This window comes from Arthrobacter sp. EM1, assembly GCF_029964055.1.
Taxonomy (GTDB): domain Bacteria; phylum Actinomycetota; class Actinomycetes; order Actinomycetales; family Micrococcaceae; genus Arthrobacter.
Map to the genome: position 1 here is coordinate 3,754,203 of NZ_CP124836.1, position 21,638 is coordinate 3,775,840.

Sequence of the window (21,638 nt, forward strand, 5' to 3'; positions counted from 1 at the left end):
GCTCCGTCCCAGTGGCCTGCCCGGACGGCCCGGCGGGGCCGGGAAGTGCGCGGATTCCGGCCAGCGCCAGGCCCGCGGGTGTCCGCAGCCGGGCGGGAACGTCGCGACGGTCCGGGTGTCAGTCTCTGGCCGCCACCCCAAGCACGTGCGCCAGCGGCGGGTTGCCCGGCAGGACCGAGAAACCGAAGCGCTCAAGCCCCTGGACTGTAAACCCCGCCCGGGCGATGCCGCCAACGGTGTCCCGGTTCGGGTGGCAGCCGCCCGCCAAACGGCTCCACAACGGCGTAATCAGGTCCTCAGCGGCAGCAAGCACCCGGTGCGCCGAGCGGACGTGCTCGTAGAACAGCAGCAGCCCGCCCGGCCGCAGGACCCGAACCACCTCCGCCAGGGCAACGGACTGGTCCGCGACGCTGCACAGCACCAGGCTGGAGACCACAACGTCGACGGAGGCATCCGCCGCGGGCAGCGACTCCGCCACGCCGTCCTGCACCATGACCGGCACGGATGCGTTGCGGGCGGCGTTCCGGGCCAGCTCCCGGAGGGTGGGGTCCGGTTCGAGGGCCAGCACGGTTCTCACAGCGGAGGGATAGAACTCGAAGGTGGCACCGTAGCCGGCCCTGATTTCGATGACGACGCCGCGTGCCGCTGCCACGAGGCGCCGCCGGTGGTCCGCTGCGCCGCGGGCGTCCATCCGCGGACCGACGCGGGCGAAAGATCGTCCGAACGATCGGCTGGGTGGGCTCGTCTCGGGCATGTGGCCTCTTTTCCGGTCAGCTGACCTCAATTACTCCCATCATTCCCAGGTCCTCATGGTCCAGGATGTGGCAGTGGTAGACAGAGCGGCCGCTAAAGTCACGGAACGCGATCCGGACCGTGGCCCGCCCGTTCGCCCGCACATTCACCACGTCCCGCATGATAACGCCCTCGACTGCCTGGCCGTTGTCCTCGATGAGCTGCATCGGCCACACATGGAGGTGGAAAGGGTGGTCCATGGGGCTGGTGTTGACCAGCGTCCATTCCTCCACGCTTCCGGCCGGCACTACTGTATCGGTGCGGGAGCCGCTGAATTCGCGGCCGTTGATGCTGAACCCCATCATGCCGGACGGCCTTCCTTGTCCCATGCCCATGCCCATGGCCAGGAGCAGCTGCCGGCGCGCGGTGACGGTGGCCGTTCGGAGGTCCTCCGGCGCCGGCCGGGGCGGGACCGCAGCGGGCGCGTCCGCGGATTCGCCGCTGACCCGAAAGACGGCCAGCGCCGCCGGCCCGCGGCCGGTAAGCGGCCCCTGCCGCATCATGCCAGGCATACTGCCACGGTTGTAGGGAAGCGCCTGTAAAACGGTGTCGCCGGCAGTTGCCGTCACCAGCAGGTCCGCCCGGTTTCCCGGCGCCAGCAGGAGTTCCTCAACTCTGCCGGGCACGGGGGACCGTCCCGAATCCATGCCAATCAGGTCCAGCCGCTGGCCGTCCAGCCGGAGCCGCAGGAAGCGGGCGGCGCAGGCGTTGATAATCCGCCAGCGTTCCCGTTCGCCCGGGCGGGCGGTGAGCAGCGGGTTGCGTTGACCGTTGAGCAGGAGTAATTCGCCTTCCCGGCCCGCCATCCGCTCCGGCTGCGACACAGCGGCGACGCTGCCGGCGCTGTCCAGGGTGGTGTCCGAGACCAGCAGCACCCGGTCCGCGCTCACCGGGATGGTCCCGGAGTCCTCGACGATAATCGCACCGAAAAGACCGGCGAAGATCTGCCCGGCCACCGTGCCATGGTGATGCGGGTGGTACCAGTACACGCCCGGCGGATGGTCCGGAGGCAGCCGGTAGCTGTAGTCGAACGCCTCCCCGGGCCTGACGGCGAGAAACACGTTGTCGCCATTGGCTTGCGGGGACACGTGCAGGCCATGGACGTGCAGGTTGGTTGCTTCGTCCAGGCCATTCACCAGCCGGATGGTGAGCTCGTCTCCGGGGCGCAGCCGCAGGGTGGGGCCTGGAGAAGTGCCGTTGTAGCACAGCGCGCTGGCAGGGCGGCCGCCAAGCTCGACTTGGCCGTGCGCGGCTTCAAGGGTGAGTTGCAGCTTGCCGGCCGTGCTGCGAAGTTCCGGGGGGATGCGCAGTCCGGGGCCCTCCGCGTCGGCCATTCCACCGTTCGGTGGCTCGGCGGAAGCCAGGGACCACCACAGCCCGGCTCCGCCTGCCACAGTGGCCGCCGTGCCGAGGCCGCCCAGGAGCAGGGTGCTGCGACGGCTGATTGGCCGCACTAGGATTCCTCGCCGAGGACTTTCACGTTCTCGCGGTACTGTTCCGTGGTGAGCTCGCCCTTGGCAAAACGTTCGTCCAGGATCAGCCGTGCCTGGCTCTTTCCGCCCGGTGTGCCCGGCGTGCCGGGGAAGCCGGGGCCGGCCGGGGGAGTACCCGGCTGGCCATAGCTTGGGGTGCCGTAGTGGCCGGGTTGAGCCGGCCCGCGGCGGCCGGCTCCGCCGCTGAACGTGCGGACCGCGAGCAGCACCAGCGCTGCGATCCCGACCAGCAACAGCGCGCCCCAGAGCCACATCCAGCCGATGCCGTTTCCGTAGTTTCCCATCATGGCCGCTTCCTCTCGCCCCTCGCCCCTCGCCGCTCGCCGCTCGCCGCTCGCCCCTCGCCGCTGTCCTGTCCTGTCCTGTCCTGTCCCCATCGTCGGCCGGATACCGGGCGGCGGCTAGGGTCCAAAGTCGCTTCCTGAGGGTCTTGCTGCGTTGCTGCCCGGTTACTTCGTCAGGGTGTGCTGCAGGCGGGATAAGCGCCTGCGGAGATCCAGCGGCGACTCAGCGGGAACGACTCAGCTGATCAGCAGGCTCAGCGCCTCGGTCAGGTGCCCGACTTCCCGCACCGAGAAGCCCGCGGGCACCGGTCCGGGGCCATTGGGGCTGGCCGGCACCACGGCATGGGTAAAGCCCAGCCGGTGGGCTTCCTGGATCCGCTGGTTGATCCCGGGGACGGCGCGGACCTCGCCGGCCAGTCCCACTTCACCAAAGGCGATGAGCCGCTGCGGCAGGGGTTTTTTGGCTTTCGCCGAGGCCACGGCCAGCGCGACGGCGAGGTCGGTGGCGGGTTCACTGAGCTTCACGCCGCCAACTGTCGCCACGTAGGAATCGTCCTTGTTCAGCAGGCAGCCGGCCCGCTGCTGGAGTACGGCCAGCAGCATGGCCACCCGGGAACTGTCGAGTCCGCTAGTGGCCCGGCGGGGTTGGGCACTGGAGCTTTCTGCCAGCAGGGACTGCACCTCCGCGAGCAGGGGCCGGCGCCCTTCCAGGGTCACGGTGATGCAGGTGCCCGAGACCGGCTCCTTGGTCCGCGAGACGAAGAGCCCGCTCGGGTCGGCCAGGCCTTCGATCCCGTCTTCGTTCAGGTCGAAGCAGCCGACGTCGTCCGTGGGCCCGTACCGGTTCTTGACGGCCCGCAGCAGCCGCAGCCGGGAGTGTCGTTCGCCTTCAAACTGGCACACCACGTCGACCAGGTGCTCGAGCAGCCGGGGTCCGGCGATCGAGCCGTCCTTGGTCACATGGCCGACCAACAGGGTGGTCATGTTGCGGCGTTTGGCGGCGGCGATCAGGGAGGCTGCGACCTCCCGGACCTGCGAGACACCGCCGGCGCTGCCTTCGACATCGGCGCTGCTGAGTGTCTGCACGGAGTCCACGATCAGCAGCCGCGGCTCCAACTTCTCGACCTGCCCCAGGGCTTGGCCGAGGTCCGTCTCGGCGGAGAGATACAGGGATTCGGCGACGGCGTCGATGCGGTCCGCGCGCAGCTTGACCTGCGCTGCGGATTCCTCGCCCGTGATGTAGAGGACATCCTGTGCGGTGCGGGCAAACTTGGCGGCAACGTCCAGCAGCAGGGTTGACTTGCCGACGCCGGGTTCGCCCGCCAGCAGGATCACGGCGCCAGGGACCAGCCCGCCGCCGAGCACACGGTCCAGTTCATCCACCCCGGTGGGCAGGAAGGCAGCGGTGGTGGCATCCACTTCGGAGATCCGGCGGGCCGGTTCCAGCACGCTGGTGGCCGCCGTTGTGCGCGCCACGGCGCCGCCGGTTTCCTCAACGGTGCCCCAGGCCTGGCACTCGCCGCAGCGGCCCACCCACTTAGCGGTGGTCCAGCCGCATTCCGCGCATTTGTAGCCCGGCGCCTTGGTGGCGCGGGAAGTCTTGGTAGCCATTGCTCCACCTTATCGGCGCCCTGTGACAAGCACGCTTCCGCGCCGCGGCGACTACAGCGGCCAATACCGCGGCGACTACAGCGGCGGAAGGATGTCCCGGGCTTCCCCGGAGTCGACCCCGGCCGCCTCAAGCAGGTCCACCATCAGCGGACGGAACAGCATCACCACCGTTTCGCCTTCCAGCCGCTGCACATCCAGCAGCCGCGGGTGCAGGCGCCCGGCAATTTCCCGTAATTCCGTCCGGGCCGTCCGCAAGTGGGCGCGGCGGACGCCGTCGTGCACTTCGGCCAGGCCCAGGGAGAGTTCGTCGACGGCATCGGCCGTGTCATGCAGGACCTCGGCGATGTTCTGCGTCGCCTCGTCGGACAGGGCCGCATGATTGATGGCGCTGGTCAGGCGGCGGGCAAAGACGCGGCTGTTACGCAGTGCCAGGTCGATGTAGTCGAGCGACTGTTCCATCTGGTCCAGCTCGTCCCGGTGCCTGCGGTAGGCCGGCGACAGGGTCGCCACCTCGCCGGAGGACCGCAGGGTCTGCCGCATGGCATCGACGAGCGGCTGGCAGTTCCGGCCCCGGATCAGCGCATGCCATGCCTGGGTCGCGTCGCTGGAACTCAGCGCAGAGCCGCATTCGCGCAACACCTCGGCGAGTTCGTGCAGGAGTTTCCTGACGTCGTTGCGGGGTTCCCGGCGCGGGTCCTTCGGGATCAGGATGGTCACCAGGAGGGCAAACACCCCTCCAACAACGGCGTCGAGGCTGCGGGTAAACGGTCCTCCGTCGGGCGCCGGCAAAAGGACCACCAGCAGGGACTGCAGCCCCAGCTGGGTGGTGAAAATGGTGCCGCTGTCCAGGAACCTTGCCAGCAGGATCGAGAACAGCAGCACAACGGCGGCCTGCCAGATCCCGGCGCCCAGCCAGTGCAGCAGCAGGTCGCCGACGACGATGCCGATGGTGCAGCCGAGGCCGACCTCGATCACGCGCCGCAGCCGGGGGTCGCGGGAAAAGCCCAGCGAGATCAGGGATGACGTCGCAGCGAAGAGCGGGCCGCTGTGGCCCAATACGTATTCGGCGAAGGCGTAGGCGCCGACGGCGCAGCCCGTCATCTGAATGGCCGGCACCAGGGAGTTCCGGCTGCGGACCAGGCCGGTGCGGACCCTGCCGCGCAGGAACCGGGAGCTTGCGGAAAGTCCAATAGCGGGGGCCATGCGCTCCAGTCTAGAGGGCCGTTGAGCGTCCGGTCCGTCGGGGCCGGCCCCTACGACTGCGACGACGCCAGCGCAATGGGCCCCGGCGGATGTAAGCCAATGTCCCGGCGTCGTTAACCTTGCGTTCACCTTGGGCGGCAATTCTCTTCACTTGGGGCGCCTACCTTCGATAAAGGTACAAACCGTACGCATCTTTGACCGGGCTTCTCCCGCCCGGCACGCACAGAAGAATCCCTGGAAGGGGTACATCTCAGTGAAGGCACTCCGTTTCGGCCGCAACGCGGCTATCGCTGTCATCGCCGTTGGCGCTCTCGCGCTGACCGCATGTGGTTCGGACAACGCAACCGGCACCGCCCAGTCCGCCGCTCCGTCCGCTTCGGGCCCCAAGGTTACGGGCACCCTGACGGGTATCGGTTCCTCCGCGCAGGGCGCTGCCATGGATGTGTGGAAAACCAGTTTTGCCTCGGCAAACCAGGGCGCCACGGTGCAGTACTCCCCGGACGGTTCCGGTGCCGGCCGCAAGGCCATCCTGGACGGCTCCGCGCAGTTCGCCGGCTCCGACGCCTACCTCAAGGACGATGAGCTTGCCTCGTCCAAGACCCAGTGCGGTCCCGAGGGTGCGCTGAACATCCCCGTTTACATTTCCCCCATCGCGGTCGCCTACAACCTCCCCGAGGTCAAGGAACTGAAGCTGGACGCCCCGACTGTCGCCAAGATCTTCCGCGGTGAAGTGGCCAAGTGGAACGACCCGGCCATCGCCGCACTGAACCCGGACGCGACGCTCCCTGACCTCAAGGTCACCCCGGTGCACCGCTCGGATGACTCCGGCACCACGTCCAACTTCACGGATTACCTGGCCGCGGCCGCTCCCGAGGCCTGGACCGACAAGGCTGCCGGAATCTGGCCGGCCGCCCTGCAGGGCGAAAACGCCAAGGGCACCTCAGGCGTCGTGAAGACCGTCACGGACACCCCCGGCGCCGTAACCTACGCCGATGACTCCGCAGTAAGCGGCAAGCTCGGCACCGCGCAGATCAAGGTGGGCGGTTCGTTCACCAAGATCTCCGCCGACGCCGCGGCCAAGGCCGTCGACGCCGGTACTCCGGTTGCGGGGCGCAACGCCAGCGACCTGTCCATCAAGCTTGACCGCAAGACCACGATCGAAGGCGCCTACCCGATCGTGCTCGTGTCCTTCCACGTTGTCTGCACCAGCTACGAAAAGCAGGAAACCGTGGACCTGGTCAAGGCCTTCGAGAAGTACGTAGTCTCCGACGCCGGCCAGAAGGCCGCCGCCGAGTCCGCAAAGTCCGCCCCGCTGTCCAAGACGCTCCAGGACAAGGCCCTCAAGTCCATTGAGGCCATCAAGGTCAAGTCCTAGGGATCTTCTGCGCTGGCAGGCATAGTGGAAACACCAGCCTGATAATGGTTCCCTGCCCTGTTACGGCTGTCATCGACGGCCGTAACAGGGCAGGGAACCAATGTGTTTATCCGACGTACACACAGATCTGAAGGATCGTGAAGTGACCACCACCTCCCTGACCACGTCCCGGGGCGCAGGCCGCGCCGGCGACAAGGTCTTTTCCGCAGCCACCTTGGCCGCCGGGTGCCTGATCCTGGCCGTGCTCTTCGGGGTAGCGCTTTTCCTCGTTATCCAGGCTATCCCTGCCCTCGTGGCCTCCCCGGACAAGATCCAGGGCGGCGAAGGCTTCTTCCCGTACATCTGGCCGATCGTGATCGGCACGCTGATCGCAGCCGCTATTGCCCTGGTGATCGCCACCCCGGTAGCCATCGGCGTCGCTCTCTTCATCTCGCATTTCGCGCCGCGGCGCTTCGCCGCCCCGCTCGGTTACCTCATCGACCTGTTGGCCGCCATCCCTTCGGTGGTCTACGGCGCCTGGGGTGCGGCGTTCCTGTCCGGCACCATGACGCCGGTGTACCAGTGGCTGGCCAAGAACGCAGGCTGGCTGCCCATCTTCGAAGGCCCGGCGTCGGCAACCGGAAAGACCATCCTGACGGCCGGAATCGTCCTGGCGGTTATGGTGCTGCCGATCATTGCGTCCCTGACCCGCGAAATCTTCCTGCAGACCCCCAAGCTGCACGAGGAGGCGGCGCTGGCGCTCGGCGCCACCCGGTGGGAAATGATCAAGATGACGGTACTGCCCTTTGCCCGCCCTGGCATCATCAGCGCGATTATGCTCGGTCTCGGCCGCGCCTTGGGCGAAACGATGGCGGTGGCCCTCGTCCTGTCCTCCGGCGCCCTGACCGCCAGCCTGATCACCTCCGGAAACCAGACCATCGCTGCTGAAATCGCGCTGAACTTCCCGGAAGCCAGCGGATTGAAGGTCAGCACGCTCATCGCGGCAGGCTTGGTTCTCTTCGTTATCACCCTCGGCGTGAACATGATCGCCCGCTGGGTCATCATCCGGCACAAAGAATTCTCGGGAGCCAACTAAATGACCGCCACCCTGACCCCCGTCAAAAAGCGTTCGGCCCTCACCAAGGGCCAACTGCCAAAATGGGCGCCGTACCTGGTGCTTGGCATCGCCCTGGTTCTCGCCGCTGCCGTGATGGCCCTGATCGGATTCAACGCCTTCGGGTGGGGACTCGTCTCGGCCATCCTCTTCGCTGCCGGTCTTGTCGGATGGAGCGCCGCCGTCGAGGGATCCCGTAAAGCCAAGGACAAACTGGCGACCTGCCTGGTGGTGGGCTCGTTCCTGATCGCCCTGCTCCCGCTGATCTCCGTGATCTGGACGGTTCTTGTTAACGGGCTGCCGGGCCTGCTGGACCCGGGGTTCCTGACGACGTCGATGAACGGCGTAACGGGCGCCTTCGACAACAAGACCGTCGAGGAAGGCGGACCGGTTGTTGGCGGCATCTACCACGCGCTGCTCGGCACCATCCAGATCACCCTGCTGGCGACGGTCATCTCGGTGCCGGTGGGCCTCCTGGCCTCGGTCTACCTGGTGGAATACGGCAACGACCGGACCGTGGCGAAAGCCATCACTTTTTTTGTTGACGTTATGACCGGCATTCCGTCCATTGTTGCGGGCCTCTTCGCGGCGGCGTTCTTCTTCGCGGTGATGGGCCCCGGCACCAAGACCGGTGCCGTCGCCGCCGTCGCGCTCTCCGTCCTGATGATCCCCGTGGTGGTCCGCTCCAGTGAAGAGATGCTCAAGATCGTCCCCAACGAGCTTCGGGAGGCGGCCTACGCCCTCGGGGTCCGCAAGTGGCGGACCATCCTGAAGGTCGTTATCCCGACGGCGATCTCCGGCATCGCCTCCGGCGTCACCCTCGCCATCGCCCGGGTGATTGGCGAAACCGCACCGATCCTGGTCACCGCCGGATTCGCGACCGGCATCAACAGCAACGTGTTCGGCGGCTGGATGGCCTCGCTGCCAACCTTCATCTACACCCAGATCCTGAACCCGACCTCGCCGTCGAACCCGGATCCGTCCTCACAGCGCGCCTGGGGCGCCGCCCTGGTCCTCATCATCCTGGTGATGCTGCTGAACCTCGGAGCCCGCCTGGTTGCCCGTATCTTCGCACCCAAAGCCGGACGCTAGGCTGCTATGGCGGCCCCATTCTTCTTCCCGTACCTCCAGCAAGTGAAGGAACATCATGTCTAAGCGCATCGACGTCAAGGACCTGAACGTCTACTACAGCAAATTCCTGGCCGTCGCAGACGTTAGCATCAACATCGAACCCAAATCCGTGACGGCTTTCATCGGACCGTCCGGCTGCGGCAAATCCACTTTCCTGCGCACCCTGAACCGGATGCACGAGGTGATCCCCGGAGCCCGCGTTGAGGGCGAGGTGCTGCTCGACGGCGACAACCTGTACGCGCCCGGGGTTGACCCGGTGACCGTCCGCGCGCAGATCGGGATGGTGTTCCAGCGGCCCAACCCGTTCCCCACCATGTCCATCCGCGACAACGTGCTCGCCGGCGTCAAGCTGAACAGCAAAAAGATCTCCAAGGGCGAAGCCGACGCCCTGGTGGAACGCTCCCTGCAGGGTGCCAATCTGTGGAACGAGGTCAAGGACCGGCTGGGTAAGCCCGGCTCGGGCCTCTCCGGCGGCCAGCAGCAGCGGCTCTGCATCGCGCGCGCGATTGCCGTTGAGCCGCAGGTCATCTTGATGGATGAGCCCTGCTCCGCGCTGGACCCGATCTCCACCCTTGCCATCGAGGACCTGATCAACGAACTCAAGGACCAGTACACCGTGGTGATCGTGACCCACAATATGCAGCAGGCCGCGCGGGTGTCTGACAGGACGGCGTTCTTCAACATCGCAGGCACCGGCAAGCCAGGCAAGCTGATCGAATACGGCGACACCCACACCATGTTCAGCAACCCCACCGAGAAAGCCACCGAGGACTACGTTTCCGGCCGCTTCGGGTAAGCGCTCCGCGCGGAGCGCTTACGGCGTCGTTAGGGATTGCCCAGCGGCGAGAGGGACAAGGCGAGCACAAATGCCGTCGCCGCGGTGGCCACCGGAGTCAGCACCCAAAACATCAGGATCCGGATCACCACCTTTCGGTCGGTGGCCCGGAACGCCTGGTTGGTGCCGGAGCCTAAAACGGCGGAGGTGACGGTGTGGGTCGTCGAGATCGGCCAGTACAGGCCGATCGCGCCAATCAACAGGATCGCCGAGCTGAAGAGCTGTGCGATCGAACCGCGCAGCGGATCCATCCGGATCATCCGGTAGCCGATGGTGTAGGAAATCCGCCAGCCGCCTGCCAGGGTGCCGGCGGTCAGCAGGACAGCCGGGAACAGCGCCACCCAGACCGGCATAGCGCCTTCGCCGGCTAGCCCGGACGCCAGCAGCGCAAGGATCAGGACTGCGCCGGTGCGCTGGCCGTCCTGCAGGCCGTGGGCAAAGGCGACGGCGCCGCTGGCGATGCTTTGGGCCCGTCGCGACCGGCCGTTGACGACGTTTGGCGGTGTGTACCGGGCTGCCCACGTCGCCGGCCAGACCAGCAAATAGGCGCCGGCGAAGGCGATTACCGGCGAGAGCAGCAGGGGCAGCACCACCTGGAGGAGCAGGGACGAATCTACGCCGCCGACGTCGTTCCCGCCGAGCGCCGCACTCGCGACACCCGCGCCGGCCAGCCCGCCTACGAGGGCGTGGGTGGATGACGACGGGACGCCCCGCCACCAGGTGTAGATGCCCCACAGCACGGCACTAGCCAGGCAGGCGATCAGGATGCTGAGCCCGTTCACCCCCGGGGGCAGGCGCACCCAGGTCTGGCTGACCCCAAGGGCCAGGGCTGCGCTCAAGGCGGCGCCGATGAAGTTGAAGAACGCGGCCAGCAGCACTGCGACGGTTGGCGTGAGGGCCCGCGTCCGGACCGCTATCGCTACCGCCGCTGAGGCGTCCCTGAAACCGTTCAGGAAAGCGAAAGCCCCGGCGAAAACCACAACCAGGGCAAACAGCATCATCGTCACGTCAGGATTCCTTGACGATGATGCTGCCCACCTGGGTCGCGATCCGGCGCATCTCCCTGCTGACCCCCACCAGCTGCTCGGCGATATCCCGGTTCCGGGCGAAGCGCGCCGGCTTCATTTCGTGAAGCATGTCCGCGACCCAGACCCGGTGGGAGCGCTCGGCGCGTTTGGCGAGGCGGAGGACCTCGATCCAGTAGTCCTCCAGGTCGTTCAGGTTGTCCAGCCTCCGCATGGCGTCCACGGTGAGCTCGGCCTGCCTGCTAATGATCTCCAGCTGGTCCGCGGCGCGTTTGGGCAGGCGGTCCAGCTGGTACAGGGACACGAGGTCAGCGGCTGCATCGAGCTTCTCCATCGCCTCATTCAGGAATCGGGAGAGGGCGTACATGTCCTCGCGGGGAAGCGGGTTCACGAACGAAGTGCGCATATGCGTCAAGAGGGCGAAGTGCAGTTCCGCGGACTTTGCTTCGTGGTTGTGCATGTCCTCGAGAAGCCTGGCGTTTTCACTCGCAGGTGCGCCAAGGATTTCCGAGAGGGTGCCCGTGGCGAGGACAAGCTGGCCGGCAAGTTGGGCGAGGATGTTCAGCCCGGCGGGCTCCTGGGGGAAAAGGCGCAGCTTCACGTGTGAATTCCGGTCTTCGGGAGGGAGGCGCGCGGGGGTAGGGGGCCGGACGTGTGAGGTGAGGAAGACCCGCGCATAAGGAATACATTACCGTCCGCCCGGACAGCCTCGGATAGGCGCCGGCGGGGCTCCGGAATGTGACAGCGCCCCGGGGCGGAAGCGGAGCGCGGCGTCAAACCGGGCATAAAAATGGTGCCGAACCGGAGACGCCTCTCGGCGGTAGGCCGCTCTAGGCGGCTAGATGTTGAAGCCCGGGGGTTTCGCGGTTCGGCACCGCCTTTAGTTTTCTACGTGGCCGGTGACAAGTCAACATTGACAGCCGGTGTGCGGCGTGCTTTTCGGGTGCCGGCCGGCACCCCGCCCCGGCCTAGTCCAGCTCGCCCAGGCGCCATGCGTTGGCGGCGTGTTCGAGGTCCTCGGCCGTTTTGACCAAAAGATGCGAATTGCGCGTCAGCTTGCTCGCGTGGTTCTCGTTGGTGTGCTCAGCACCGTCAGCGAGAGTGGCCTGGCCCAGCGCCACAACGCGGCAGAATGCGGCAGAACGTTCCAGCGCGACGTCGAACTCGCCCTCGAACGCGCCGGAGAGGATGGCGTCCGCCATCGACTTCATTTCCTCGGCTCCTGGCGGCTCCGCGGCGCCGGCCACCACGCGGGCGACCTGGGCGGTGTCTTTGCCGGCTTTGAAGTACACGGAGATCCGCTCGGCGTCCTGGATCGTGGCGGCCCGCAGGGCGTATAGGCGCCAGAGGGCGCCCGGGAGCGAGCGTGCGGGGCTTTCGGCCCACATCTCGGCGATGGCTTCGAGGCCTTGTTCATCGGCGAGCTTCACCAGCCGCTTGGTCACTGCCGGGTCCTCGTTGTCGCGTCCGCGGCGCACGAGTGCCTGGGCTGCAAGATGGGCGGCCTCGGAGACGCGGGCAGGGTCGGCCCCGCCGGCGAAGGGCTCAAAGTCGATGGGGGCGAAGGGCTTCGGCTTGTGATGCCGGTGCGGTCCGGGGGTGCTGGATCCTGCTTGCTCGCTCATGCCACCACGCTACTCCAGTGCTGTCGGGGAATCGAGCGTGTGGGCCCTCGCCGGCCTGTGCCCCCGGCCCACGAACAGGGCACACGACGGCGGCGATCCCGCCCGATGCAAATAATCCGCCCAGGTCTGGGGTACAGTATTAACGTCCAGAAATGGACTGGGCTGATCGGCCCTTGAACAGTGGATTTATCCGCCGTTGAAGGTCGTCAGCTGGGGCCTTTAGCTCAGTTGGTAGAGCATCGGACTTTTAATCCGTGGGTCGTGGGTTCGAACCCCACAGGGCCCACCCACGGAGCAGGCCAGAGGAAATGTCCTCTGGCCTGCTCCTGTCTTAAGACCGCAGCAGGGGGCCGGCGGTCCGCCCGAGAGGGCCGTACTGGTGCTCACCGCCGTGCCGGTTCCGGTTCTTGGTATCGGCCCGCCGGGTGTGGCGGACCTGCCCGCCGCCGCCGGGGTCACCAGAGGCTGGTTGCGGGTGCAAAATGGTGCCATGGATGCCGTCGACGCGCTGAACGAGATTGCCTTCTGGCTTGAACGCGGGCTCGCCCCAAGCTTTAAGATCCAGGCCTTCCGGAAAGCCGCCGGAATCATCGCCGGTCTCGGGACAAATGAACTGGCGGCCCGTGCCCGGGACGGCCGGCTCAAGCGGACCAAAGGTATTGGCGACCGGACGTTCCAGGTCATCAGCGAGGCGCTCGCCGGCGATGTACCCCAGTACCTCAGCGGGCTGCGGAGCCGGGGGGCAGAGCCGCTGGCGCCGGGCGGGCGCACGCTGCTGGCTGCCCTCCGCGGGGACCTGCACGCCCACAGTAATTGGTCCGACGGCGGATCCACGATTGAGGCCATGGCAGCTGGCGCCAGGCTGCTGGGCCGTGAGTACCTCGCACTCACCGACCATTCACCCAACCTCAAGATCGCCAACGGGCTCAGCGCCGAACGGCTCCTCGAACAACTCGACGTCGTCGCCGGAATCAATGCCAACAACGGCGGCGGCTTCCGCCTGCTGCGGGGCATCGAGGCCGACATCCTCGAGGACGGCACCCTGGATCAGGCCCCGGAGGTGTTGGACCGCCTGGATATCGTCGTCGCCAGTGTGCATTCGAAGCTTCGTGCTGAGCAACGCACCATGACCCGGCGGATGCTCGGCGCGATCGCCGACCGGCACACAAACGTGCTCGGACACTGCACGGGCCGGCTGGTCCAGGGGAACCGTGGAACGCGTCCGCCGTCGGAGTTTAAGGCCAAAGAAGTCTTCGCTGCCTGCGCGGAGCACAACGTCGCCGTTGAAATCAACGCCCGGCCGGAGCGCCGGGACCCGCCCGGCGCCCTCATTGAGCTTGCTCTCGACGCCGGCTGCCTGTTCAGCATCAACAGCGATGCCCATGCCCCCGGCCAGCTCGATTTCCTGCAGTATGGTGCCGAGCGAGCCGAACGCCATGGTGTACCGGCGGAACGGATCATCACCAGCTGGCCCCTGGACCGCCTGCTCGAGTGGGCCGGTTCGAGAGGCTGACTGTAGCCCGCCGCTGCACCGGAGCATGCTCTCCGGGGCCGGGCAGGACTGGACATAGTGCTGCTGGGCCCAGTCCCGGGCGCGGAGGATGGACATGCCCACCGGTTCGGGAGGTGGGGTGTGCGCATCTTGCCCGGCTGCGGCGGGCAGCGAACGTCTGCGCAACTGTTGTCTGGTTGGGCCTGGCGCCATTCCCGCACTTCGATAGCATGAGGGCTACTGGGCCATCACCGGAAGGCGGTCTCAATAGTGAAGACCCCTCCTGCACCCCTGCTGACGGCTATTACAAGGCTTAGGGCCGCTGGTTGCGTCTTTGCCGAGGAGGAAGCGGGGCTGCTGGCGACGGCCGCCGCGTCGCCTGGCCATCTGGAAGCCCTCGTGCAGCAGCGGGCTTCCGGTCTGCCGCTTGAACACATCCTGGGCTGGGCGGAGTTCTGCGGACTCCGGATCCGGGTGGATCACGGCATCTTTGTGCCCCGCCGCCGCACCGAGTTCCTCGTCCGGCAGGCGGCCCGGCTGCTGGCCGCACCTTCAATCGTGGGCCGCTTGCCCGTTGTTGTAGACCTTTGCTGCGGGTCAGGGGCGGTCGGAACAGCGCTCGCGGCGCTGGCCGGTCCCCTTGAGCTGCATGCTGCGGACATCGACCCCGCGGCGGTGCGCTGCGCCGCCGTGAACATTGTGCCGTCCGGCGGTGCTGTCCACCAAGGGGACTTGTACGAGCCTCTCCCGGAGCGGCTCCGCGGCCGGGTCGACGTCCTTGCGGTGAACGCCCCGTATGTTCCTTCAGCGGACATCGCCACCATGCCGCAGGAAGCCCGCCTGCACGAACCTCGGGTTTCCCTCGACGGCGGTGCGGACGGGCTTCAGGTACAGCGAAGGGTGGCCGCCGCGGCGCCGGACTGGCTGGCGCCTGGCGGCTCCCTCCTGATCGAGACGAGCCGGCGGCAGGCGCCGCGGACCGTCGAACTGTTCATCCGGAACGGACTCACGGCCCGGGTGGCCAGTTCCAAGGCGTTGGACGCCACGGTTGTGATCGGAACTGTCGTCGCAGGAACGGCTGTGGGCGTTTCGCCCGTGCAGCCGGGAGCTCCGGTGTAGCTAGGAAACCCTGTCCGGATCGATGTTGGTCGCGGCTCCGGCCGGGGTGGCCCCGCCTTCGTCGGACCAGTCCTGGCCGTGCTGGTCGTTGAGAGCCGGGTCGGACTCGACGTCGGCCGTTGTCCCCTTCGGGGCGTCGCTGCGGACGGCGGAAACGATCACCGTACCGGCGCGGCGGGCCGCCTCGCCAAGCTGTTCAGTAACTTCGGGTGCTTTGTCCTTCACTGCGCCGGCCGCTGCACTCAGAGTGTCCTGGACCGGCTGGCTTGCCCACAGGCCCGCCGTGCGTGCCTTGAGCCTCTCGTACGCCGCCCGCCCGGAGCGGGACCCGAGAACGTAGCCTGCGGCGATTCCGGCTCCGAAAAGAAGTTTGCCTTTCATACTGTCCTCCTGCTTGTTGGTGGTGCTCACCATGGGTGTCCAGCAATTTCTGCCACGAGGCTGGTGCCAAAAAACCGGTCCCGGAAATATCCCGGGACCGGTTTCGCTTGCAGTCGCGTTTAGCGGGCTGAACGCTTGGAGATCATGCCGTAAACGAGCAGGACGATGATCGCACCGCCGATGGCCAGGAGCCAAGTGGACAGCGAGAAGAACTCGTTGATGCCCACGCCGAACAGCGCGCCGCCAATAAAGCCACCCAGAAGGGCGCCAACGACGCCGAGGATCAGCGTGATGATGATGCCGCCACCCTGACGGCCCGGCAGGATTGCCTTGGCAATGGCGCCGGCGATAAGACCCAGAATCAGAAATGCAAGAAAGCCCATTTTTATCGTTCCTTCTTCTACATAGAGGAGGCACCCGGATTGCCGGGTGCGCTACATCCTTCTGCCTCAATACTAATCATGCTTAGCATAAATGAGCCAGCTGAGGCAGTGGAAGCGTCCCGACGAGGGCGCCGCCGGGACCGTTGGCAGGCCTGTGCTGATGTCACCGGAACCGCCGCGGGTTGGCGGCAACCGGCGGAATTCAGGGTCTCCGGCTGCTTGCGGTCAGCGCTCCAGGCGGAACCCGAGCTTGATGGTGACCTGCCAGTCGGCGACCTGTCCGTTTTCGAGGTGGCCGCGCACTTCCTTGACTTCGAACCAGTCGAGGTTACGCAGCGTCTTGGCCGCCTCGGCGATGCCGTTGCGGACGGCGGCGTCAATCCCCTCGGTCGACGTTCCGACAATTTCGGAAATGCTGTAAGTGTGGTTAGGCAACTTCGCTCCTCGTGGTCGTCATCGTTTCCTGGCGGTGGGCCGTTCCTGCAGGTTAGCCGAGAGGGTGCTGCGTTACTAGGGGTGGGCGGCGGAGCCTCAGGACACCGAGACGGGCCCTGGTTCGGGGCGCTTGGGCGCCAGCGGGGGGACGTCGGGACGGTTCCGGACCCGGCCCACCATCCAGGGAAGCAGGTAGTTGGTGAACCAGGCCAGGTCTCCGGCCTTGCCTTCCCGCCACGTTCCGGCCGGCATGGGTTTGGGTTCCAGCGGGCTCAGGCCGTGGGGGACGCTCAGGGATTCCAACACCATGGCGGCCACGGTGTGGTGGCCCATCGGGGAGAAATGCAGGCGGTCCGGGTCCCACATTCGCGGGTCGGAGAGCTGGCGCAGGGACCAGAGATCAGCGATCACCCCGTGATGGCGTGCGGCGATGGTCCGGATGTTCTCGTTGAAGACAGCCACCCGGCCCCGGTTGTGGCCAAGCAGCGGCGTATCGCGCCAGTCCGGACCGGTGAACAGTACAATCGTCGCTCCGGTGGCACTGAGCATGCCAACTGCGGCGTCGAGGGCGGCAGCCAGACGGTCGGGATCGCTCCGGTGGAAGACAAGGTCGTTGCCCCCGGCCGAAAGGGTGACCAGGTCCGGCTTCAGCCCAATTGCAGGCCCGAGCTGCCGGTCCAGGATCTCGCGCAGCAGGAGGCCGCTGACGGCGAGGTTGGCGTAGCGGAAATCCGGCCGTGACTCGCTGAGCTCCTCGGCGATGCGGTCCGCCCATCCCCGCATGCCGCCGGGGCTGCGTGGTTCCGGGTCCCCGAGCCCCGCGGTAAACGAATCGCCCATCGCCACGTATCGGCCCCATTGCCCGGTAATCCAGGGGCCTGCGGTGGCCCGCCGATTCGAGGCCGGGCCCCGTCCCGGCGCGGGACCTCCAGCGCCGGCCTGGCCGGCGCCAGACTCCAGGAAACCGGCGGCGTTCACACCCCCAGCAATACGCCGAATGTTCAAGCTCCGCTAGGTACTTTGGTCCCTAGCCGGTCCAGCCGGGGTGGGCCGGTGCCGGTGGGGACAGCGAAGGGTTGAAATACCCTAAGGGGTATAGATCATACGCACGGGGGTATATCATGGAATATCACCCTGTGAATTCCGGAGGAACAAATGGAACTCGATGCCGCCGACATGAAGCCCGTCATCAATCGACTTCGCCGTGCCCAGGGGCAACTCGCCGCTGTCACCCGAATGATCGAAGAGGGCCGCGATTGCAAGAGTGTTGTCACCCAGTTGGCGGCCGTTTCCAGTGCGCTCGACAAGGCGGGATTTTCGATCATCGCCACCGGCCTGCAGCAGTGTATGCAGCAGGAGGACCCCAGTCTGGACCGCGCCGAACTCGAGAAGCTGTTCCTTTCGCTCGCCTGAGTTGATTAGTCCCTGGGTTGATTAGTCCCTGGGTTGATTAGTCCCGGCGCGCCGCCAGAACGTAGCTCTTGAGGTCATCCAGCGTTTGCTGCATGTGCTCGTCCATGGCATCCCGGGCCTGGTGCGGATCCCGCGTGGACAGCGCCTGGACGATCTTCTTGTGCTGGCCGATGGCGTGGGCCTGGATTTCGCGCACCTCGGACGTCTGGGTCCGCCGCCTTTCCAGTACCCGGTGCAGCGGTGCGAACAGTACTGCTACAAAAACGTTCTCCGAGGCGCGCAGAATGAGGTCGTGGAAGGCGAGGTCCGCCGCCACGAACGCGGCGACGTCGTGCCGCTCGTGCGCGTCCCGCATCGCCTCCACCTGGCCCTGGAGGGTGTTGAGGTCGGAGTCGCCAATCCGGCCGGCGGCCAGCTCGCACGCCCCGGTCTCCAGCATTCGGCGCAACTCGATCAGCTGAATCGCGGCCGCAGCGTCATTCTTTCCCTCCGAGGCTGCCCGGAGGACCGCCTCCAGGGATGCCCAGCGGTTGAGGGGGTTGACAAAGGTTCCGCGGCCCCGTTCCACACTAAGGATCTGCTGGGCCTGGAGGGTCTTCATGGCCTCCCGGACCGTCATGCGGCTCACCTCGTGGCGGGCGCTCAGCTCCAGCTCGCCGGGTACGGCGGCCCCGGGCGGGAATTCGCCGGCAATGATGCGGTCCAGTAGTTCATCCGCCACGACGCCGACCAACGATTTTCTTGCCAATTTTCCCCATCCGCTGCCACAGAATTGCCTGACCGGCCACTTTACTTGCGCGTTTTTGTGCCGTGTGCCACACTAGCATTCGAACATTAGATGTCGGACATCTTACAAATATACATCGCAGCAGAGTTCCCACAATGGAGTGCAAGTGCCCTTTGAATCAGAGGTTTTTGAAGCCGACGTGCTGGCCGCCTTCCCGGCGGAGGTCCGGATTCCCGCCCGGACCGTTGCCGATGCCCTTGCGGCTTCCGCCAGGCACTCACCCCGGATCCTGGTGGTGCTCGACGACGATCCAACAGGTACCCAGTCCGTGGCGGACCTTCCGGTCCTCACCGCGTGGGAAGTCTCCGACTTCACTTGGGCATTCACCCACCGGATCAACGGGCGCCGCCCGGACGCCGTTTATGTCCTGACCAACACGCGGAGCCTGGACCCTGCCGAGGCCGCTGCCCGTAACAAAGAGGTGGTCCGGAACGCCCTCGCCGCGGCTGCCCTGCACACCGGCGGGGCCGGTTCAGGCGGTGTCAGTTCCAGGCTCCGCCTCGCGTTCGTCAGCCGCAGCGACTCCACCCTCCGCGGCCACTACCCGCTGGAACCGGACACTATCGCGGCAACGATCGCCGCTGACAGCGGTGAAGTGACCGACGGCGTTGTGATTGTTCCGGCCTTCCCCGACGCCGGGCGCGTAACTATCGGCGGTGTGCACTTTATGCGGGGCACCGGCGGCGACGCCGGCAAGCTCACCCCGGTGGCTGAAACCGAATTCGCCCGGGACGCCAGCTTCGGCTTCGTGAATTCCGAACTTGCCAAGTATGTGGAGGAGAAGTCCGGGGGACGCTTCCCCGCGGCTTCGGTGATTGTGCTGACCCTGGACCTCATTCGTGCCGCCGGCCCGGACGGCGATCCCCGCGGCTCGGCCCTCGCCATCGCGGATGCTGTCGGCTCCGCCACCGACTCCACCCCGATCGTGGCCGACATCGTGACCGAAAACGACCTCCGAGCGCTCGCGCTGGGCCTGGAGGAAGCAGAACGCCGCGGCAAAAAGCTGCTCTACCGGGTGGGGCCGCCGTTCGTCCGGGGCCGCATCGGGCAGGAAATCCGTACCGAACTCAGCGGCGAGGAGGCCTATGCCGGCCGTACGCCCTCCGAAGCCGGAGGCCTGATCGTGGTCGGCTCCCACGTCGGCGTCACCACCCGCCAGCTCAAGGCCCTTGTCGAACAACACAGCGCCGCGCGGATCGTGGAGATCGACGTCGAAAAGCTGCTGGCCGGCAATTCCGCTGGCTACCTCGACGAAATCGTCCGGACCGTCGTCGATTCCCTGCGCACCGCCGACGTTATCCTCCACACCAGCCGGCTGCTCATCAAGACGGAGGACGCCGCCGAGAGCCTGCGGATCGCACGCACCGTATCCGCCGCCATCGTCGCGGTGGTGAACCGGACCCTCAAGACTTTCCCGCCGCGCTTTGTTATTGCCAAAGGCGGCATCACGTCCTCGGACGTGGCCGCCCACGGCTTGGAAATCCGGCACGCGATTGTCCGCGGCCCCATGCTGCCGGGCATCGTCAGCCTGTGGGAACCGGTGGACGGGCCCGCGAAGGGCATACCGTTCATCGTCTTCGCCGGCAACGTGGGCGACGATGAGTCGCTGGTCCAGGTCACCCGCAAACTCAGCAATACTTTCTGACCAGCCCAAGCCCCTCATGTCAATGGAGAGAATCATGAACTACAAAGTTACGGTCCTGGGCCTGGGCGCCATGGGACTGCCCATGGCCACCCGGCTGGCAACCCAGCTCACCGTCCACGGTTTTGATATCGCCGAGCCTCGCCTGCGGCTCGCCGATGAAGCCGGAGTCCGCACTTTCTCCTCCGCCCGCGAAGCGGCCGAAGGCGCCGATGCCCTGCTGCTGGCCGTGCGCAACGGCGAGCAACTGGACGATGTCCTCTTCGGTGAGAACGGCGTCGCCTCGGCGCTGTTGCCGGGCGCCGTCGTGATCCTCGGCAGTACCGTAGGCACCGAAGCCATTCCCGCCACCGTCGCGCGGCTCGCCGAATTCGGCGTCTCCCTCGTTGACGCGCCACTCTCCGGCGGACCGAAGCGAGCCGGCGACGGCGATCTGCTGATAGTGGTGGGCGCCGAACCGCAGGCGCTGGAAGCGGCCCGGCCGGTCCTGGAGCTGCTCGCCTCCACCCTTACCGTCGTCGGGGACAAGCCCGGCGACGGACAGGCCCTGAAGACCGTCAACCAGCTGCTCTGCGGGATCCACATCGCCGCGGCCGCCGAGGCGATGGCCCTGGCAGACGCCCTTGGCCTGGACCAGGCCAAGACCCTCGCGGCTTTGGAAGCCGGCGCCGCCGGGTCCTTTATGCTCTCCAACCGCGGGCCCCGCATCCTCGAGGCTTACACGGAGAACGGCGCGGAGGTCCTCAGCCGCCTGGACATCTTCGTCAAGGACATGGGCATCGTCGGCAAAGCCACCCGCGCCGCCGGCCTCGCCGCGCCCGTGGCTGCCGCTGCCGAGCAGCTGTACCTGCTGGGCCAGGCCCAGGGACTTGCCTCCGCCGATGACTCAGCGGTTATCAAGGTTATTGCGCCCACCAAGCGCACCCCCTAGTTCCCCGCCCCGCCTGCGGACGGAGAGAACCTGCAGGAACTGCAGGTTCGCGGGACGCCGCGGCCGGGCCCTTCGCTGCCAGGGCACTGGCCACCCGCTCCCGCTGGCCTGCCGACGGCCCGAAAGCCGGGAGGCTAGGATCAAAACATGATTCTGGCCTCCCTCCTTTTCGCGCTTCTCGCGGCCGTGTTGCATGTCTACATTTTTACGATGGAGTCCATCACCTGGTCGCGGCCGGCCACGTGGAAGCGTTTCAGTATCACCTCGCAAGCTGACGCCGAGACCACCCGGGCGATGGCTTACAACCAGGGCTTCTACAACCTGTTCCTTGCCGCCGGAGCCCTCGCTGGCACTGGTGCCGTTGCCCTCGGACACACCCCCGTCGGCTGGACGCTGATCTTTAGCAGTTGCGGTTCCATGCTTCTGGCAGCCCTCGTGCTCGCCCTGAGCGGGCGAAAATACCTTCGCGCGGCCGCCACGCAGGGCGCGACGCCGCTGCTCGCCGTTCTGTTCGGAGTGCTGGGGCTGCTAACCGCCTGAGCTTTCGGAAGCACCGTCGCCGGGCCGCCGACGCCCGGCTGAAGACAG

Annotated in this window: 23 protein-coding genes and 1 tRNA gene; 11 read left to right on the forward strand and 13 right to left on the reverse strand. The window is 66.7% G+C overall.

Annotated features, from left to right (window positions below):
* Positions 1-118 precede the first annotated feature (118 nt).
* From QI450_RS17405 to QI450_RS17425, 5 genes are all read right to left on the reverse strand, one after another.
* On the reverse strand, positions 119-754 hold the full coding sequence (locus tag QI450_RS17405; protein WP_226773860.1) for a methyltransferase domain-containing protein: 636 nt from the start codon (positions 752-754) through the stop codon (positions 119-121).
* Positions 755-770: 16 nt separating this feature from the next.
* Positions 771-2,246, reverse strand: a complete 1,476-nt coding sequence (locus QI450_RS17410; RefSeq protein WP_226773861.1) for a multicopper oxidase family protein — start codon at positions 2,244-2,246, stop codon at positions 771-773.
* Positions 2,246-2,572 (reverse strand): SHOCT domain-containing protein, encoded by a 327-nt coding sequence (locus QI450_RS17415; protein WP_226773862.1) that lies wholly within the window; start codon positions 2,570-2,572, stop codon positions 2,246-2,248. The genes QI450_RS17410 and QI450_RS17415 overlap by 1 nt, the downstream gene beginning before the upstream one ends.
* Positions 2,573-2,806: 234 nt before the next feature.
* Complete coding sequence (gene radA, locus QI450_RS17420; RefSeq protein ID WP_226773863.1) at positions 2,807-4,180, reverse strand: DNA repair protein RadA; 1,374 nt, start codon at positions 4,178-4,180, stop codon at positions 2,807-2,809.
* Between the two features lie 75 nt (positions 4,181-4,255).
* Entirely contained in the window at positions 4,256-5,383 is a 1,128-nt protein-coding gene (locus QI450_RS17425; protein WP_226773864.1) for an FUSC family protein, read from the reverse strand.
* A 253-nt stretch (positions 5,384-5,636) separates the two neighbouring features.
* Between QI450_RS17425 and pstS the strand changes: the two genes are divergently transcribed.
* From pstS to pstB, 4 genes are all read left to right on the forward strand, one after another.
* Positions 5,637-6,758, forward strand: coding sequence for a phosphate ABC transporter substrate-binding protein PstS (gene pstS / locus QI450_RS17430; RefSeq protein WP_226773865.1), 1,122 nt, complete (start codon positions 5,637-5,639; stop codon positions 6,756-6,758).
* A gap of 142 nt (positions 6,759-6,900) precedes the next feature.
* The gene (pstC, locus tag QI450_RS17435) at positions 6,901-7,833 is read left to right on the forward strand and encodes a phosphate ABC transporter permease subunit PstC (protein WP_226773866.1); all 933 of its coding nucleotides are present in this window, start codon (positions 6,901-6,903) and stop codon (positions 7,831-7,833) included.
* Positions 7,834-8,943: a phosphate ABC transporter permease PstA gene (gene pstA / locus QI450_RS17440; protein WP_226773867.1), complete on the forward strand. Its 1,110-nt coding sequence runs from the start codon at positions 7,834-7,836 to the stop codon at positions 8,941-8,943.
* A gap of 55 nt (positions 8,944-8,998) precedes the next feature.
* Positions 8,999-9,778, forward strand: coding sequence for a phosphate ABC transporter ATP-binding protein PstB (gene pstB / locus QI450_RS17445; RefSeq protein ID WP_226773868.1), 780 nt, complete (start codon positions 8,999-9,001; stop codon positions 9,776-9,778).
* Between the two features lie 29 nt (positions 9,779-9,807).
* On the opposite strand, the gene QI450_RS17450 is transcribed toward pstB, so the two are convergent.
* From QI450_RS17450 to QI450_RS17460, 3 genes are all read right to left on the reverse strand, one after another.
* On the reverse strand, positions 9,808-10,824 hold the full coding sequence (locus tag QI450_RS17450) for an inorganic phosphate transporter (RefSeq protein ID WP_226773869.1): 1,017 nt from the start codon (positions 10,822-10,824) through the stop codon (positions 9,808-9,810).
* Between the two features lies 1 nt (position 10,825).
* Positions 10,826-11,443, reverse strand: coding sequence for a nuclease PIN (locus tag QI450_RS17455; protein ID WP_226773870.1), 618 nt, complete (start codon positions 11,441-11,443; stop codon positions 10,826-10,828).
* Positions 11,444-11,810: 367 nt separating this feature from the next.
* Positions 11,811-12,467, reverse strand: a complete 657-nt coding sequence (locus tag QI450_RS17460) for a hypothetical protein (protein WP_226773871.1) — start codon at positions 12,465-12,467, stop codon at positions 11,811-11,813.
* 213 nt (positions 12,468-12,680) lie between these two features.
* Between QI450_RS17460 and QI450_RS17465 the strand changes: the two genes are divergently transcribed.
* The 3 genes from QI450_RS17465 to QI450_RS17475 all read left to right on the forward strand — a co-directional run bounded on the left by QI450_RS17465 (position 12,681) and on the right by QI450_RS17475 (position 15,078).
* A tRNA-Lys gene (locus QI450_RS17465) sits at positions 12,681-12,753 on the forward strand.
* 204 nt (positions 12,754-12,957) lie between these two features.
* Positions 12,958-13,980: a PHP domain-containing protein gene (locus QI450_RS17470; RefSeq protein WP_226773902.1), complete on the forward strand. Its 1,023-nt coding sequence runs from the start codon at positions 12,958-12,960 to the stop codon at positions 13,978-13,980.
* Between the two features lie 249 nt (positions 13,981-14,229).
* Positions 14,230-15,078, forward strand: coding sequence for a putative protein N(5)-glutamine methyltransferase (locus QI450_RS17475; protein ID WP_226773872.1), 849 nt, complete (start codon positions 14,230-14,232; stop codon positions 15,076-15,078).
* On the opposite strand, the gene QI450_RS17480 is transcribed toward QI450_RS17475, so the two are convergent.
* The 4 genes from QI450_RS17480 to QI450_RS17495 form a co-directional block, all read right to left on the reverse strand.
* The gene (locus QI450_RS17480; protein ID WP_226773873.1) at positions 15,079-15,459 is read right to left on the reverse strand and encodes a hypothetical protein; all 381 of its coding nucleotides are present in this window, start codon (positions 15,457-15,459) and stop codon (positions 15,079-15,081) included.
* 119 nt (positions 15,460-15,578) lie between these two features.
* Positions 15,579-15,842 (reverse strand): GlsB/YeaQ/YmgE family stress response membrane protein, encoded by a 264-nt coding sequence (locus QI450_RS17485; protein ID WP_226773874.1) that lies wholly within the window; start codon positions 15,840-15,842, stop codon positions 15,579-15,581.
* A 225-nt stretch (positions 15,843-16,067) separates the two neighbouring features.
* Positions 16,068-16,277 carry a dodecin gene (locus QI450_RS17490; protein ID WP_226773875.1) on the reverse strand — a complete coding sequence of 70 codons (210 nt, stop codon included), beginning with the start codon at positions 16,275-16,277 and terminating at the stop codon, positions 16,068-16,070.
* Between the two features lie 96 nt (positions 16,278-16,373).
* Entirely contained in the window at positions 16,374-17,147 is a 774-nt protein-coding gene (locus QI450_RS17495) for an SGNH/GDSL hydrolase family protein (RefSeq protein ID WP_226773903.1), read from the reverse strand.
* A 285-nt stretch (positions 17,148-17,432) separates the two neighbouring features.
* Between QI450_RS17495 and QI450_RS17500 the strand changes: the two genes are divergently transcribed.
* On the forward strand, positions 17,433-17,690 hold the full coding sequence (locus QI450_RS17500) for a metal-sensitive transcriptional regulator (RefSeq protein WP_226773876.1): 258 nt from the start codon (positions 17,433-17,435) through the stop codon (positions 17,688-17,690).
* A gap of 37 nt (positions 17,691-17,727) precedes the next feature.
* On the opposite strand, the gene QI450_RS17505 is transcribed toward QI450_RS17500, so the two are convergent.
* Complete coding sequence (locus QI450_RS17505; protein ID WP_226773877.1) at positions 17,728-18,438, reverse strand: FadR/GntR family transcriptional regulator; 711 nt, start codon at positions 18,436-18,438, stop codon at positions 17,728-17,730.
* 145 nt (positions 18,439-18,583) lie between these two features.
* Here QI450_RS17505 and QI450_RS17510 point away from each other — a divergent pair, with 145 nt between their 5' ends.
* The 3 genes from QI450_RS17510 (at position 18,584) to QI450_RS17520 (ending at position 21,590) form a co-directional block, all read left to right on the forward strand.
* Positions 18,584-20,122 (forward strand): four-carbon acid sugar kinase family protein, encoded by a 1,539-nt coding sequence (locus tag QI450_RS17510; protein WP_226773878.1) that lies wholly within the window; start codon positions 18,584-18,586, stop codon positions 20,120-20,122.
* A 34-nt stretch (positions 20,123-20,156) separates the two neighbouring features.
* Positions 20,157-21,050 (forward strand): NAD(P)-dependent oxidoreductase, encoded by an 894-nt coding sequence (locus QI450_RS17515; protein WP_226773879.1) that lies wholly within the window; start codon positions 20,157-20,159, stop codon positions 21,048-21,050.
* A 147-nt stretch (positions 21,051-21,197) separates the two neighbouring features.
* Positions 21,198-21,590 (forward strand): DUF1304 domain-containing protein, encoded by a 393-nt coding sequence (locus QI450_RS17520; RefSeq protein WP_226773880.1) that lies wholly within the window; start codon positions 21,198-21,200, stop codon positions 21,588-21,590.
* Positions 21,591-21,638 lie beyond the last annotated feature (48 nt).

Bases quoted from the DNA above. Each gene is read 5' to 3' on its own strand.
- QI450_RS17405 (WP_226773860.1), bottom strand. From the start codon at position 754: ATGCCCGAGACGAGCCCACCCAGCCGATCGTTCGGACGATCTTTCGCC.
- QI450_RS17415 (WP_226773862.1), bottom strand. From the start codon at position 2,572: ATGATGGGAAACTACGGAAACGGCATCGGCTGGATGTGGCTCTGGGGC.
- radA (WP_226773863.1), bottom strand. From the start codon at position 4,180: ATGGCTACCAAGACTTCCCGCGCCACCAAGGCGCCGGGCTACAAATGC.
- QI450_RS17425 (WP_226773864.1), bottom strand. From the start codon at position 5,383: ATGGCCCCCGCTATTGGACTTTCCGCAAGCTCCCGGTTCCTGCGCGGC.
- pstA (WP_226773867.1), top strand. From the start codon at position 7,834: ATGACCGCCACCCTGACCCCCGTCAAAAAGCGTTCGGCCCTCACCAAG.
- pstB (WP_226773868.1), top strand. From the start codon at position 8,999: ATGTCTAAGCGCATCGACGTCAAGGACCTGAACGTCTACTACAGCAAA.
- QI450_RS17460 (WP_226773871.1), bottom strand. From the start codon at position 12,467: ATGAGCGAGCAAGCAGGATCCAGCACCCCCGGACCGCACCGGCATCAC.
- QI450_RS17470 (WP_226773902.1), top strand. From the start codon at position 12,958: ATGGATGCCGTCGACGCGCTGAACGAGATTGCCTTCTGGCTTGAACGC.
- QI450_RS17480 (WP_226773873.1), bottom strand. From the start codon at position 15,459: ATGAAAGGCAAACTTCTTTTCGGAGCCGGAATCGCCGCAGGCTACGTT.
- QI450_RS17485 (WP_226773874.1), bottom strand. From the start codon at position 15,842: ATGGGCTTTCTTGCATTTCTGATTCTGGGTCTTATCGCCGGCGCCATT.
- QI450_RS17500 (WP_226773876.1), top strand. From the start codon at position 17,433: ATGGAACTCGATGCCGCCGACATGAAGCCCGTCATCAATCGACTTCGC.
- QI450_RS17515 (WP_226773879.1), top strand. From the start codon at position 20,157: ATGAACTACAAAGTTACGGTCCTGGGCCTGGGCGCCATGGGACTGCCC.
- QI450_RS17520 (WP_226773880.1), top strand. From the start codon at position 21,198: ATGATTCTGGCCTCCCTCCTTTTCGCGCTTCTCGCGGCCGTGTTGCAT.